11 protein-coding genes are annotated in these 13,619 nt (G+C 63.8%); 8 read left to right on the plus strand and 3 right to left on the minus strand.

Annotated features, from left to right (window positions below; translation table 11 throughout):
* Positions 1–91: 91 nt before the first annotated feature.
* Genes AACH87_RS13380 through mnhG form a run of 6 tightly spaced genes read left to right on the plus strand, consistent with a single transcriptional unit; the run spans position 92 to position 6,398 of the window.
* Positions 92–3,112 carry a monovalent cation/H+ antiporter subunit A gene (locus AACH87_RS13380; protein WP_338794953.1) on the plus strand — a complete coding sequence of 1,007 codons (3,021 nt, stop codon included), beginning with the start codon at positions 92–94 and terminating at the stop codon, positions 3,110–3,112.
* Positions 3,112–3,498, plus strand: coding sequence for a Na+/H+ antiporter subunit C (locus tag AACH87_RS13385; RefSeq protein ID WP_338794954.1), 387 nt, complete (start codon positions 3,112–3,114; stop codon positions 3,496–3,498). Before AACH87_RS13380 ends, AACH87_RS13385 begins: the two co-directional genes overlap by 1 nt.
* A complete protein-coding gene (locus AACH87_RS13390; RefSeq protein WP_338794955.1) occupies positions 3,495–5,249 on the plus strand; it encodes a monovalent cation/H+ antiporter subunit D in 1,755 nt (584 codons plus the stop codon). The genes AACH87_RS13385 and AACH87_RS13390 overlap by 4 nt, the downstream gene beginning before the upstream one ends.
* Positions 5,250–5,257: 8 nt before the next feature.
* Complete coding sequence (locus AACH87_RS13395) at positions 5,258–5,749, plus strand: Na+/H+ antiporter subunit E (protein WP_338798954.1); 492 nt, start codon at positions 5,258–5,260, stop codon at positions 5,747–5,749.
* Positions 5,746–6,024 carry a K+/H+ antiporter subunit F gene (locus AACH87_RS13400; protein ID WP_338794956.1) on the plus strand — a complete coding sequence of 93 codons (279 nt, stop codon included), beginning with the start codon at positions 5,746–5,748 and terminating at the stop codon, positions 6,022–6,024. Before AACH87_RS13395 ends, AACH87_RS13400 begins: the two co-directional genes overlap by 4 nt.
* Positions 6,021–6,398, plus strand: a complete 378-nt coding sequence (gene mnhG, locus AACH87_RS13405; protein WP_338794957.1) for a monovalent cation/H(+) antiporter subunit G — start codon at positions 6,021–6,023, stop codon at positions 6,396–6,398. Before AACH87_RS13400 ends, mnhG begins: the two co-directional genes overlap by 4 nt.
* A 111-nt stretch (positions 6,399–6,509) precedes the next feature.
* Here mnhG and AACH87_RS13410 read toward each other — a convergent pair whose 3' ends face one another.
* The 3 genes from AACH87_RS13410 to AACH87_RS13420 form a co-directional block, all read right to left on the minus strand.
* A complete protein-coding gene (locus tag AACH87_RS13410) occupies positions 6,510–10,184 on the minus strand; it encodes a hydantoinase B/oxoprolinase family protein (protein WP_338794958.1) in 3,675 nt (1,224 codons plus the stop codon).
* A 164-nt stretch (positions 10,185–10,348) separates the two neighbouring features.
* Positions 10,349–11,350 carry a TRAP transporter substrate-binding protein gene (locus AACH87_RS13415; protein ID WP_338794959.1) on the minus strand — a complete coding sequence of 334 codons (1,002 nt, stop codon included), beginning with the start codon at positions 11,348–11,350 and terminating at the stop codon, positions 10,349–10,351.
* Between the two features lie 39 nt (positions 11,351–11,389).
* On the minus strand, positions 11,390–11,938 hold the full coding sequence (locus AACH87_RS13420) for a winged helix DNA-binding protein (RefSeq protein WP_338794960.1): 549 nt from the start codon (positions 11,936–11,938) through the stop codon (positions 11,390–11,392).
* 176 nt (positions 11,939–12,114) lie between these two features.
* On the opposite strand from AACH87_RS13420, the gene AACH87_RS13425 reads away from it, so the two are divergent.
* Both AACH87_RS13425 and AACH87_RS13430 read left to right on the plus strand, forming a co-directional pair.
* Entirely contained in the window at positions 12,115–13,098 is a 984-nt protein-coding gene (locus tag AACH87_RS13425; RefSeq protein ID WP_338794961.1) for a TRAP transporter substrate-binding protein, read from the plus strand.
* 10 nt (positions 13,099–13,108) lie between these two features.
* Positions 13,109–13,618, plus strand: coding sequence for a TRAP transporter small permease (locus tag AACH87_RS13430; protein ID WP_338794962.1), 510 nt, complete (start codon positions 13,109–13,111; stop codon positions 13,616–13,618).
* Position 13,619: the final 1 nt, after the last annotated feature.

Here is a 13,619-nt window from a genome sequence, read left to right on the forward strand (position 1 = left end):
CGCAACACAAGCGATGCTCTGGCAAAAAGGCACAAACACCCCTGCGTGAATAAGGGGTATCAACGGGTCAGCGCCCTAGAATGGGTTGCACATGCCCCTGATCACCCTCGTCCTCCTTCCCTTCATTGGCAGCCTGCTCGCCGCAGTGCTGCCCACCAACGCCCGCAATACCGAGTCCACCCTGGCGGGCCTGATTGCGGTGTTCTGCACTGTTCAGGTTGCCCTGTACTTTCCAGAGGTAGCTGCGGGCCATATCCCCTCGCAGACTCTGGTCTGGATTCCCCAGTTGGGGCTGAATCTGGTGTTGCGGATGGATGGGTTCGCATGGATGTTCTCCATGCTGGTGCTGGGCGTGGGCAGTCTGGTGGTGCTGTATGCCCGCTACTACATGTCGGCGGCAGACCCGGTTCCGCGCTTCTTTTCATTTTTCCTGGCGTTCATGGGTGCCATGGTCGGGGTAGTGTTGTCGGGCAACCTGATCCAGTTGGCACTGTTCTGGGAGCTGACCAGCCTGTTTTCATTCCTGCTCATTGGCTACTCGCATCACCGCAAAGATGCCCGGCGTGGCGCGCGCATGGCGCTGACAGTGACGGCAACAGGCGGGCTGTGCATGCTGGCTGGCATGCTGGTGCTGGGGCACATGGTTGGCAGCTATGAGCTGGAAAAGGTCTTGGCATCGGCCACCAAAGTGCAGGCCCATCCGCTGTACCTGACTGCACTGGTCCTCATCCTGCTGGGGGCGCTGACGAAGAGCGCCCAGTTTCCTTTCCACTTCTGGTTGCCCCACGCCATGGCCGCGCCCACGCCGGTCTCGGCGTACCTGCACTCAGCCACCATGGTGAAAGCGGGGGTGTTTCTGCTGGCACGACTCTGGCCTGTGCTCAGCGGCACCGAGCCCTGGTTCTGGATCGTGGGCGGTGCGGGTCTCCTCACTCTGCTCATTGGCGGGTATGCCGCCATGTTCCAGAACGACCTCAAGGGCCTGCTGGCCTACTCCACCATCTCGCACCTGGGGCTGATCACGCTGCTGCTGGGCCTCAACAGTCCTCTGGCGGCCGTGGCGGCGGTGTTTCACATCATGAACCACGCCACCTTCAAGGCGTCTTTGTTCATGGCTGCGGGCCTCATCGATCATGAAAGCGGCACCCGGGATATTCGGCGGCTTTCCGGGCTGCGGCGCATGATGCCCATGACCTCCACATTGGCAATGGTGGCCAGCGCTGCAATGGCGGGTGTGCCACTGCTCAACGGGTTTCTCTCCAAGGAAATGTTCTTTGCGGAGGCTGTGCTGGTCGATGCCACGCCCTGGCTGCAATGGCTGCTGCCCGTGGCGGCCACTGTGGCAGGCATGTTCAGTGTGGCCTACTCGCTGCGCTTTACCGTGGATGTTTTCTGGGGCCCCGCTGCCACCGACCTCCCCCACACCCCGCATGAGCCCCCCCACTGGATGCGGGTGCCTGTGGAGCTGCTGGTGCTGGCCTGCGTGGTGGTGGGCACACTGCCCGCCTGGTCCGTGGGCAGCTACCTGGCAACCGCTGCCCGACCTGTGGTGGGGGGGGATTTGCCCACGTACAGCCTGGCCATCTGGCACGGGGTCAACAAGCCCCTGATCATGAGCTTGATTGCCTTGGCTGGAGGCACGGCCCTGTACCTGCTGCTGCGCAACCAGCGCGCACACGGCAGGGTCGATGCTCCCCCGCTGATGCGGCACCTGAGTGGCAAGCAACTTTTCGAGAGCTGGCTCACCCGCGTCAGCTGGGCAGGCCGAGGCGCGCGCAGAGCGCTGGGCACGCAGCGGCTGCAATGGCAAATGCTGTGGCTGGTGTGCGCGGCGGTGGTTGCAAGCACCTGGCCGCTGTGGTTGCGTGGTCTGCACCTGGGGGAGCGGGTCGGGCTCCCCCTGTCACCCACTTTTGCCTTGCTGTGGATTGCCGGCGGCATCAGTGCGCTGGCAGGCGCCTGGCAAGCCAAGTACCACCGCCTGGCCGCACTGGCACTGCTGGGGGCCACCGGGCTGTGCGTGTGCATCACCTTCCTCTGGTTCTCTGCCCCTGATCTCGCGCTGACACAGATCGTGGTGGAGGTAGTCACCACCATCCTCATCCTGCTGGGCCTGCGCTGGCTCCCCAAGCGCGATGAAAGCCTGCGCCCCCCAGCCAGGGCACAGGGATATCAGACCCGCTTGCGCCGCTGGCGTGACCTGGCGGTAGCGTTGATTGCAGGCGGGGGCATGGCCCTGCTCTCGCTGGCCATGATGCGCAGGCCCTTCCCTGAAAGCACGTCCACGTTCTTTCTGGAACGCGCACTCACCGAGGGCGGCGGCACCAATGTGGTCAATGTGATGCTTGTGGACTTCCGTGGCTTTGACACCTTTGGCGAGATCATCGTGCTCGGCATCGTCGCGCTCACGGTCTATGCCCTGCTGCGGCGCTTCAGGCCTGCCCGCGAGGTGATGGACCTGCCCCCCCAGCAACGCGCCCTGCCTGCCGATGTGGCGACCGACCTTGCACACCCACGCCAGGTGGCAGATACCGCCATTGGCTACCTGACGGTGCCTGCCGTGCTGGTCCGGCTGCTGCTGCCGTTTGCGACACTGGTCGCTGTCTACCTCTTCATGCGTGGGCACAACGAGCCCGGTGGCGGCTTCGTGGCCGGGCTGGTGTTCTCGGTAGCGCTGCTGCTGCAATACATCGTGTCAGGCACCACCTGGGTGGAGGCGCACCTTCCGCTCTATCCCCGGCGCTGGATTGGCGCAGGCATGCTGGTGGCCTTGGCAACGGGCATCGGCTCGCTGTGGTTTGGCTATCCGTTCCTTACCAGCCACACCGCCCACCTGCACCTTCCTTGGGTGGGCGATCTGCACATCGCCAGCGCGTTGTTCTTCGACATCGGCGTATTCACCCTGGTGGTGGGCTCCACGCTGCTCATCCTCACGGCCATTGCCCACCAGTCGGTGCGCAGCCACCGTTTTCACCAACGCGCGATGGAGGAGGCCCTCGCACCGGAAGATACCGATACCGCCACACGGCTGAATGCATCTGCCTCCACGGCAACCCCAGCGCAAACAGCCAAACGGCCGCAACAGCCGCAACCACACCAAGGAGCCCAGTGATGGAAATCGTTCTTGCCCTCGCCATCGGCGTGCTCACAGGCTCGGGCGTGTGGCTGTTGCTGCGCCCCCGTACCTTCCAGGTCATCATGGGCCTGTCGTTGCTGTCGTACGCAGTCAACCTGTTCATCTTCAGCATGGGCCGCCTGGGCCTTGCGATTGACAAGGAACCCGTGCTGCAACCCGGCCTTCCCCAGGACCTGGCCCACTATGCCGACCCCATGCCACAAGCGCTCACGCTGACCGCCATCGTGATCGGTTTTGCGATGACAGCGCTGTTTCTCGTGGTGCTGCTGGCCTCACGCGGTATGACGGGCACCGACCATGTAGACGGCACCCGCGCCAAGGATGCGCCAGACTGGCAAGACTCGCACCAGGGAACGCCATGAGTACGCTGACCGCCTACCTGGCCGCACACTGGATGCCGCACCTCATCCTGGCCCCCATCGTTTTACCCTTGCTCACCGCAGGTCTGATGCTGTTGCTGCGTGAGGAAAAGCAGCGGCTCAAAATCCTGCTCAACCTGGGCTCTACCCTGTTGGGGCTGGTCATCGCAGGTCTGCTGCTGTTTATCACACACAAATCGGGTGTGCCTGGCGGGCTGGGCATCTACCTGCCGGGCAACTGGCCCGCGCCCTTTGGCATCGTGCTGGCGCTGGATCGGCTCTCGGCCATGATGCTGGTGCTGTGCTCGTGTGTGGCCCTGGCTGCAGCCCTTTATGCCAGCGCCCGCTGGCACCGGGCCGGGGTGCACTTTCACCCGCTGTTCCAACTGCAGCTCATGGGTCTGGCGGGGGCTTTTCTCACAGCCGACCTGTTCAATCTCTTCGTTTTCTTCGAGATCATGCTGGCCGCTTCCTACGGGCTGCTGCTGCATGGGTCCGGGCGTCCTCGCGTCGCCGCGGGGCTGCACTACATCGCCATCAATCTGGCAGCGTCTTCGCTGTTCCTGATCGGCGTATCCATGCTGTACGGCATCACCGGCACCCTCAACATGGCCGACCTGGCGCGCAGCATTGCGGACGTGGCCGCCAGCGACCGCGGCCTGCTGCATGCCGCCTGCGCCATTCTGGGCGTGGCCTTTCTGATCAAGGCGGCGGTCTGGCCCCTGAACTTCTGGCTGGTTCCCGCCTACAGCGCCGCCACGGCCCCGGTCGGGGCCCTGTTTGCACTCATGACCAAGGTGGGGGTCTACGTGATCCTGCGGCTGTGGACGCTGCTGTTCAGTGCCGACGCCGGAGCTTCAGCCCAGTTTGGCAGCGCCTGGCTGGTCGCAGGCGGCTTGGTCACGGTGGTGTTTGGTACCGTAGGCATGCTGGGCTCACAGCGGCTGGGCTATCTGGCGGGCTTTGCGGCCATTGTGTCGTCTGGCACGCTGCTGGCGGCCACGGGGCTGGGGCAAAGCCCTCTGACGGCTGGGCTGCTGTACTACCTGCTCAGCTCCACACTGGCTGTCAGTGCATTGTTCATGCTGACCGACCTGCTCGAACGCTGGCGCAATGACGGCCTGCATCTGGCTCCGCACGCCCGCACGGATGACGCCCCCTTCCTTTCGCCAGACCTGGTCCTCCAGGAAAAGTTGAATCTGGACGACAGGGAAGAAGGTCTGGCAGGCGAAGTTATTCCCGCCGCAGCAGCTTTTCTGGGGCTGTCCTTCATTGCCTGCACGCTGGTCATCACCGGACTGCCCCCGCTGCCCGGGTTCGTGGGCAAGTTCGCCATGATCCACGCCTTGCTCAACCCCTTGGGCCTGGGCGCGGCCTCCGCAGGGCCCGGGTTGGTGGGTTGGACGGTGATCGCCACCCTGGTCACATCGGGCCTGCTGGGGCTGGTAGCGCTCACCCGGGCAGGCATTCTGCACTTCTGGTCTGCGCATGACCGGGCAGCCCCCAAGCTCTTGGTGCTGGAAGGCGTACCCGTGGCAGCCCTGCTGCTGCTGTGCGGAGCACTGGCGTTTCAGGCAGGTTCTGTGCTGCGCTTCACCCAGGCTGCGGCAGACGCCTTGCACCAGCCCAGGCTGTACATGGATGCCGTGATGTCTGCCCGCCCCGTGCCAGCACCCGCCGCAGCGGGCCCCTCTGCTGCGCCAGCCAGGCCCACGCTGCCTAATGCCCCCTCCCTGCAGGAGGGGCAGCCATGAAGAAGCCCTTGCTGCGCAGGCTCGTGCGTGCCCCCCTTCTCTCGGTGGCCCTTTTAGGCGTGTGGCTGCTGCTGAACCGCTCGCTCAGTGCCGGGCACCTGCTGCTGGGCACGCTGCTGGCACTGGCCATTCCCCACGTCACGGCGGGCCTGCGCCCGCTGCCGGTGCGGGTGCGTCGCCCCGGCGCACTGCTGCGGCTGGCACTCACGGTGATGGCGGACACCGTGCAGTCCAACCTCGCCGTTGCGCGTCTGTTGCTGGCTCCCCATCGGCGGCGGCACCCCTCGGGGTTTGTACACATCCCGCTGGATGTGCGCGACCCGAACGCGCTGGCGCTGCTGGCCACCATTGTCTGCATCACCCCCGGAACCGCCTGGGCAGAGCTGGCGCTGGACCGCAGCGTGCTCCTGCTGCATGTGCTGGAACTGGACGATGCCGCCGCCATCACGGCCCATATCAAGCAGCGGTACGAACGCCCGCTGATGGAGATCTTTGAATGACCCCTGTTCTGCAATGGGCCCTGCCACTGGCCCTCGTCCTGCTGGTGCTGGCCATGGCATGCGCCCTGGTGCGCGTGCTGAAGGGCCCCTCCGCCCAGGACCGCGTGCTGGCGCTGGACTGCATGGCACTCAACGGCATGCTGCTCATGCTGGTGCTAGGGCTGCTGTATGGCAGCAAGAATTACTTTGAAGCCGCACTTTTGCTCGCACTGCTGAGCTTTGTGGGCACCATGGCCATGGCCAAATTTCTGCTGCGTGGCGAGGTGATCGAATGACGGGTGAAGTCTCGGCGCTGCCCCTGTGGCTGGAGGTGGTGGTAGCCGCCCTGGTGCTGCTGGGCGCTGCATTGGCGCTGCTGGGGTCCTTGGGCTTGCTGCGCCTGCGCACCTTTTTTGAACGGGTACACACCCCTTCCATCATCGCCACCATGGGGTGCTGGTGCATCATGCACGCCACCGTGCTGTACTTCTCGGTAGCCAGCGGCGAGGTGGCGTTGCACGCCATCCTCATTGCCCTGTTCGTCGCCATGACGGTGCCCGTATCCACCATCTTCCTCATGCGCGCTGCGCTGTTCAGAGCCCGGCAAGCGGGGCGCAACGTGCCCCCGAGCCTGAGCACGCCACAGGACAGCCCCCAAAAGAGCATCTGACGCGGCGACAGCGCGGGCTGCCTTCACGCAAATCCTCACACTCCTAATGCTACATTTTCCATAGCTGCTTGCTCTTTATTCATAAGCGCTAGCAGCCATTTCTATTGGCATTTATCCAAGAGAACCAAACCCGCCGCCACCCGGCGTATGGATCTCAAACACGTCGCCGGGCTGCATCTCGACCTGCCCGATGTGGCCCAGCAGCTCCGTGCGCCCATCGCTGCGTACCACCTTGTTCACCCCCACCGCGCCAGGGAGCCCCCCGGCCATGCCAAAAGCTGGCTGCTGCCGTCCGTTGGAGAGAATGCTGGCCGTCATCGGCTCCAGAAAGCGCACGCGGCGCACGCCGCCGTCGCCGCCTCTCCACCGCCCCGCCCCGCCCGAGCCCTTGCGGATGGCATAGCCCTCCAGCCGCACCGGAAAGCGGAACTCCAGCACCTCGGGGTCCGTGAGGCGTGAGTTGGTCATGTGGCACTGCACGACGCTGGTGCCGTCAAAACCGCCCGCCAGTTGCCCGTTCGCATCCCACACGCCGCCCGCGCCGCTGCCGCCCGAAATGGTCTCGTAGTACTGGTAGCGCGTGCTGCCAAAGGTGAAGTTGTTCATGGTGCACTGCCCCGCCGCCATCAGACCTAGCGCGCCGTACAGCGCGTTGGTGATGCAGGTGGAGGTCTCCACATTGCCCGCCACCACCGAGGCCTGCGGATTCGGGTTGAGCATGCTGCCGGGGGGGATGATGACGTTGAGCGGCTTGAGGCACCCGGCATTCAGCGGAATGTCGTCATCTACCAGAGTGCGGAACACGTACAGCACCGCCGCCATGCACACCGCCGTGGGCGCGTTGAAGTTGTTGGTCTGCTGCGGGCTGGTGCCGGTGAAGTCGATGGTGGCACTGCGGCTGGTGGCATCCACCTTCACGGCCACGCTGATCTGCGCGCCGTTGTCCAGCGGCAGCGTGAAGCTGCCATCCTTCAACCGCGTGATGACGCGGCGCACGGATTCCTCGGCGTTGTCCTGCACATGGCGCATGTAGGCCTGCACCACGTCAAGGCCAAACTCGCCCACCATACGGCGCAGCTCCTGCTGGCCCTTCTCGTTCGCTGCGATCTGCGCACGCAAGTCCGCCATGTTCTGCTGCGGGTTGCGTGATGGGTATTCGCCGCTCTCCAGCAGCGCAACCATCTCCGCCTCGCGCAGCACGCCGCGCTCCACCAGCTTCACGTTGTTGATCTGCACGCCCTCTTCTTCGATGCGCGTGGAGAACGGCGGCATCGACCCCGGCGTGGTGCCGCCCACATCCGCGTGGTGGCCCCGGCTGCCCACATAGAACGTGGGTGTCGCTTCATCGGCGATGTAGACCGGCGTGATGACGGTGATGTCCGGCAGGTGCGTGCCACCGTGGTACGGGTCGTTGAGCACGAACACGTCGCCGGGCTGCATGCGGCCTGCGTTCTCGCGGATCACGGTCTTGATGCTCTCGCCCATGGATCCCAGGTGCACCGGCATATGGGGCGCGTTAGCGATCAGGTTGCCCTCGGCATCGAACAACGCGCAGCTGAAGTCCAGCCGCTCTTTGATGTTCACCGAGTACGCCGTGTTCTGCAGCTGCAGGCCCATCTGCTCGGCAATGTTCATGAACAGGTTGTTGAACACCTCCAGCAGCACCGGGTCCACCGTGGTGCCCACGGCATGCTGCACGGCGCGGGCCACGCGGCGGTTGAGCAGCAGGTGGTCCAGGTCGGTCAGCGCGGCCTCCCAGCCGGGCTCGACTATTGTTGTGGCGTTCTTCTCGGCAATGATGGCCGGGCCGAGGATCACATCGCCGGGGCGCAGGTCCTCGCGCACCACCAGCGCCGCGTCGTGCCAGGCGGGCACGCCGTCCACACCACCGGTGTACATGCGCACGGTGCTGCGGCGCGGCACCTCGCGCGCGGGCTGCAGGGTATGACGTGACTCCTCGGGAGCATCGCCGGGCACCACGGCTTCGACGGAGACCGCTTCCACCATCAGGCCTTTGCCTTGCATGAGGAAGGCAAAGCGCTGGCGGTAGGCCGCTTCAAAGCCAGCGGTGATCTCGGCCAACGAGCCGAACGGCACGATGAGCGCCGAGTCGCTGCCCTCGTAGCGCACATGCACGCGGCGGTGCACCACGGCTGTGCCTGCGCCCACCTGCTGGCGCTCCAGCTCGGTGCGGGCGGTGGTGGCAAGTTGATCCAGCGTGGCCTCGATGCCCGCGAGTGCCTCAGGCACCAGCTTCGTTTCCACGGCCTGTTCGCGGATCACGTTCTGGTCGGCCAGCCCCATGCCGTAGGCACTGAGCACGCCCGCCAGCGGATGCACAAACACGCGCGTCATGCCCAGCGCATCAGCCACCAAACACGCGTGCTGGCCGCCCGCGCCGCCAAAACACTGCAGCGTGTAGCGCGTCACGTCATAGCCGCGCGCGACGCTGATTTTTTTGATGGCGTTGGCCATCTGCTGCACGGCGATCTGGATAAAGCCGTGGGCCACGTCCTCGGCGCTGCGGCCCGTTTGCGAGGCCAGGTCGCCAAATTTCTGCGCCACCGCATCACCATCCAGCGCCTCGTTGGCCGCGTGGCCAAACACCTTGGGGAAATGCGCGGGCTGGATCTTGCCCACCATCACGTTCGCATCGGTCACGGCCAGCGGGCCGCCCCGGCGGTAGCTGGCGGGGCCGGGGTTGGCGCCCGCGCTTTCGGGGCCGACGCGAAAGCGTGCGCCGTCAAACCCGAGGATGGAGCCCCCACCCGCCGCCACGGTGTGGATGCTCATCATGGGGGCGCGCATGCGCACGCCCGCCACCTGAGTCTCGAACTCGCGCTCAAACTCGCCGGCGTAGTGGCTCACATCGGTGCTAGTGCCGCCCATGTCAAAGCCTATGACCTTGTCGTGCCCCGCCAACCCGGCGGTGCGCGCCATGCCGACGATGCCGCCCGCCGGGCCGCTCAAAATCGCGTCCTTGCCCTGGAACACCTGGGCATCGGTCAGCCCACCCGACGACTGCATAAAGAACAACTTCACGCCCGGCATTTCGCTCGCCACCTGGTCCACATAACGGCGCAGGATGGGTGACAGGTAGGCATCGACCACCGTGGTGTCGCCGCGGCTCACCAGCTTCATCATGGGGCTGGTGGCGTGCGATGCGCTCACCTGCGTGAAGCCAATCTGCCGCGCGATGCGGGCCGCCGCCTCTTCGTGCGCGGTATAGCGGTAGCCGTGCATGAACACAATGGCTGCGCTGCGCAGGCCTGCGTCGTACGCGGCCCACAGGCGCTCCTTGAGGTGCGCTTCGTCCAGCGGCTCGATCACTTCACCGTGCGCACCCATGCGTTCCTGCGCCTCGACCACGCGCTCGTACAGCAGCTCGGGCAGCACGATGTGGCGGTCAAACAAACGCGGACGGTTTTGGTACGCAATGCGCAGCGCGTCCTTGAAGCCCTGCGTGGTGATGAGCAGCGTGGGTTCGCCCTTGCGCTCCAGCAGCGCGTTGGTGGCCACCGTGGTGCCCATCTTCACGCACTCCACCAAGTCAGGCGTCACGGGCTCGCCGGGCTTCAGGCCCAGCAGGTGGCGAATGCCGGCCACGGCCGCGTCCTTGTACTGCTCAGGGTTCTCGGACAGCAGCTTGTGCGTGACCAGCGTACCGTCAGGCCGCTTGCCCACCACATCGGTGAAGGTGCCGCCCCGGTCGATCCAGAACTGCCAACGTTGATCGCGATGTGATGGCGTGGAGGATGAAGAAGCAGTCTCTGAGGAACGGGTCATGCTCATGATGCGCTAGTGAGTGCGGTGAAGTGCGGTGGCCAGGTCGATAGGAGAGCAGCTCACACAACCCAGCCAGACGGCCCCGCCCAGGTATTCCGTCACAGGCAGTACGGCACGTGCCACCGTACAGAACGAAGAAGCCAAACGGGTTGTGATCGCCGCTCTTATTGCGACTGGGTGTAGAAAGGAACAAAGAGCCGGGTCGCATCATTCCCCACGGTCTGCACCCACTCCCGCGAGAATCGCTCGCCAAAACGGTTGATGTCCTTGGCCAGCTCTGGCGTGATGCGGTCAATGGTCATGCCGTGGCTTTTCAGCTCGTTGACGGAAGCTTTCAGCGCAGCCTCGCTGAGGGACCACCCTCTTTCATCCGCCGCCTTGGCGGCATCCAGTACGGCCTTGCGTGTGGCGGGCGACAACGCGTCCAACGCCTTCTTCTGCACAAAGACCAGGTTCTTGGGAATCCAGGCATTGAGCTCGTAGTAGTACTTGGTGTGTGTCCAGATCTGGCTCTCCACCCCTGTGAGCGAGGAGGTGATCATGGAATCGATCTGACCCGATGCCAGCGCCTTGGGGATGTCTGCGGTAGCCACATCCACGGGCTGCGCGCCCAGCATCTCTGCGATGCGCACGGTGGTGGCGTTGTAGGTCCGCATCTTGAGGCCCTGAAAGTCCGACTTGTTGCGCACGGGCTTGACCGTGAACAAGCCTTGCGGCGGCCAGGGCACGGCATACAACGGCACCAAGCCCTTGTCCAGCAGGGCCTTTTCCAGCAATGGGGCTTGGTAATGCCACAGGCGGCGTGCATCCTTGTAGGTGGACACGATGAAGGGAACCGAATCAGCCCCTGCCAAAGGCACATCTTTCACCATCGCAGACATCAGCATCTCGCCTGCCTCGGCCTTCCCGGCCTGCACCGCGCCCAGAATCTCTGGCAGTTTGACCAGGCTGTTGTTCGGGTGCACGGTGATCTTCAAATCACCCGAGGAAGCCTTCTCCACCTCGCGCGCAAACTGCTCGATGTTCTGCGTATGCAGGGTTTCGGGCTTGTAGCCGGTGGCCAGCTTCCACTGGGTGGCAGCGCGAGCATCCCCCGCAGCCAATCCGCCCACGGCACCCAGTGCAGCAGCTCCTCCCAGAGCCCCCATCCAATCACGTCTTTGCATTCTTCAACTCCCGGATCAATAAAAAAAGAAACCGTTCTCTCACAGCGATGCAGCTGAACGAGCGGCCTGGTCATACATGCCCGAGAGCACACGCAGCAATCGGGCCAGCTCACCAATGTCCTTGTTCAGTGCATCGTCTGCGTTCAATGCGTCAATCAGGCACGACTCACGGATATCCCTGTAGCGCTGCACGTAGGCGCGCCCCAGGTCCGTCGCTGCATAAGTCACTTCCTTGCCGTTCTTGCGTGATGCCACCACGGCCAGCCCCTGAAGCTTTTTGAGCGAGTAGTTCACCAGGTGGGTGTCTTCCACATTCATGATGAAGCAGATATCGGCCAGCCGCTTGTCCCGCGCACGGTGCGTAACGTGGTGCAGCACCAACACATCCAGGGGCGTCAGATCTTTGAGTCCCGCGGCAGACATGCAGTGCACCACCCAGCGGTGAAAGGCGTTGCCCGCCACGATGAGACCAAACTCGAACTCGCTCATCTCGGCACTGCGATCAGATACCAGGTGGGCCGAAGAGACGATGGGCTTGGGCTGCGCGCGAGGCTGGAGTTTGGCTGTGGCGGCTGGCTTGGCTGGCATGAGACCCCCTCGTCATCGTTCTGGCACAAGATGTGCATGCCGTTTCATTGTAGGCACGTTGGCAATAAATTGACGTCAATTTGTCAACGTTCAGGCAAAACACCTAGCCCGACCATGGGTGCATCCGATACAGTCACTCGTCACTTTTCATTGACCCAACCTCACGGAGATCTTCCATGAAGCGTCGCACCTTTTCCGTCACCACCTTCGGGGTGGCTCTCGCTTGCGGTCTGTCGTTCAGCTCGGTATCGGCACAGACCAAGTGGGATCTGGCCACCGCCTACCCAGCTACCAACTTCCATACCGAAAACCTCGCGCAGCTGGTCAGTGACGTGGATAAGGCTACCGGCGGCAAATTCAAGATCACGCTGCATGCCAACGCTGCACTGTTCAAGGCCCCTGAAATCAAGCGTGCCGTGCAAGGGGGCCAGGCCCAGATGGGTGAAATCCTGCTGGCCAACTTCCAGAACGAATGGCAGCTTTTCGGTGCCGATGGCCTGCCCTTTCTGGCCGACAGCTACGACGCCTCCCGCAAGCTCTACAACGCCCAGAAGCCTTTTCTGGAAAAGAAGCTGGCCGACCAGGGCATGAAGCTGCTGTACTCGGTGCCATGGCCTCCGCAAGGCATCTTCACCAAGAAGCCGCTGGCCAACGCGGCTGACCTCAAAGGCATCAAATGGCGCGCATACAGCCCGGCCACGGCACGCATTGCCGAGCTGGTGGGCGCGCAGCCAGTCACCGTGCAGCAGGCAGAGCTGTCGCAAGCCCTGGCCACCGGCGTGATTGAAGCCACCATGACATCAGGGGCCACCGGCGTAGACAGCAAGCTGTACGAAAGCCTCAAGTACTACTACGACACACAGGCCTGGCTGCCCAAGAACGCCGTGATGGTGAACAAGAAGGCCTTCGACGCGCTGGACAAGGCATCGCAAGAGGCGTTGCTCAAGGCAGCGGCAGATGCAGAGGCCCGTGGCTGGGCCCAAAGCGCCAAGGTCAACACAGACACCATCGCCAAGCTCAAGGCCAATGGCATGAGCATTGAGACGCCTCCTGCAGCCCTCAAGGCCGATATGGCCAAGGTGGGTGATGCAATGCTCAAGGAATGGCTGGAAAAAGCCGGTCCTGAAGGCAAGGCACTGGTCGACGCCTACCGCAAGTAAGAACGACGCCATGCGCCGTCTGCTGGACTTCATTTACAACAGCGCCGCCGCCCTGGCGGCGCTTTTCATGGTGGGCTTGCTGGGCATGGTGCTGCTGTCCATCGTCAGCCGCCAGCTGCACTTTCATGTGCCCGGCACCGACGCCTATGCGGGCTACCTGATGGCTGCATCAGGCTTTCTCGCCCTGGCGCACACGCTCAAGCGCGGCGAGCACATCCGCGTCACGCTGCTGCTCAATGCACTGAAGGGTGGCCTGAAGCGGGCCTTTGAAATCTGGGCATTGGCCATTGCGACATTGCTGTCCCTGCTGTTTGCCATCTACAGCTGCAAGCTGGCCTGGCAGTCCTACGAGTTCAATGACATCTCCACCAGCTCCGACGCGACTCCGCTGTGGATTCCGCAGATCGCCATGGGCCTGGGCACCGTGGTTCTCGCCATCGCATTTCTCGACGAACTGGTGCTGGAAATTCTGGGACGGCGCGAGGCCAGCCAGAGCAGCGAAGCCTTGCGCAACGAATGAC

It is taken from the genome of Acidovorax sp. DW039, assembly GCF_037101375.1.
In the GTDB taxonomy this organism is placed as follows: Bacteria; Pseudomonadota; Gammaproteobacteria; order Burkholderiales; family Burkholderiaceae_C; genus Acidovorax.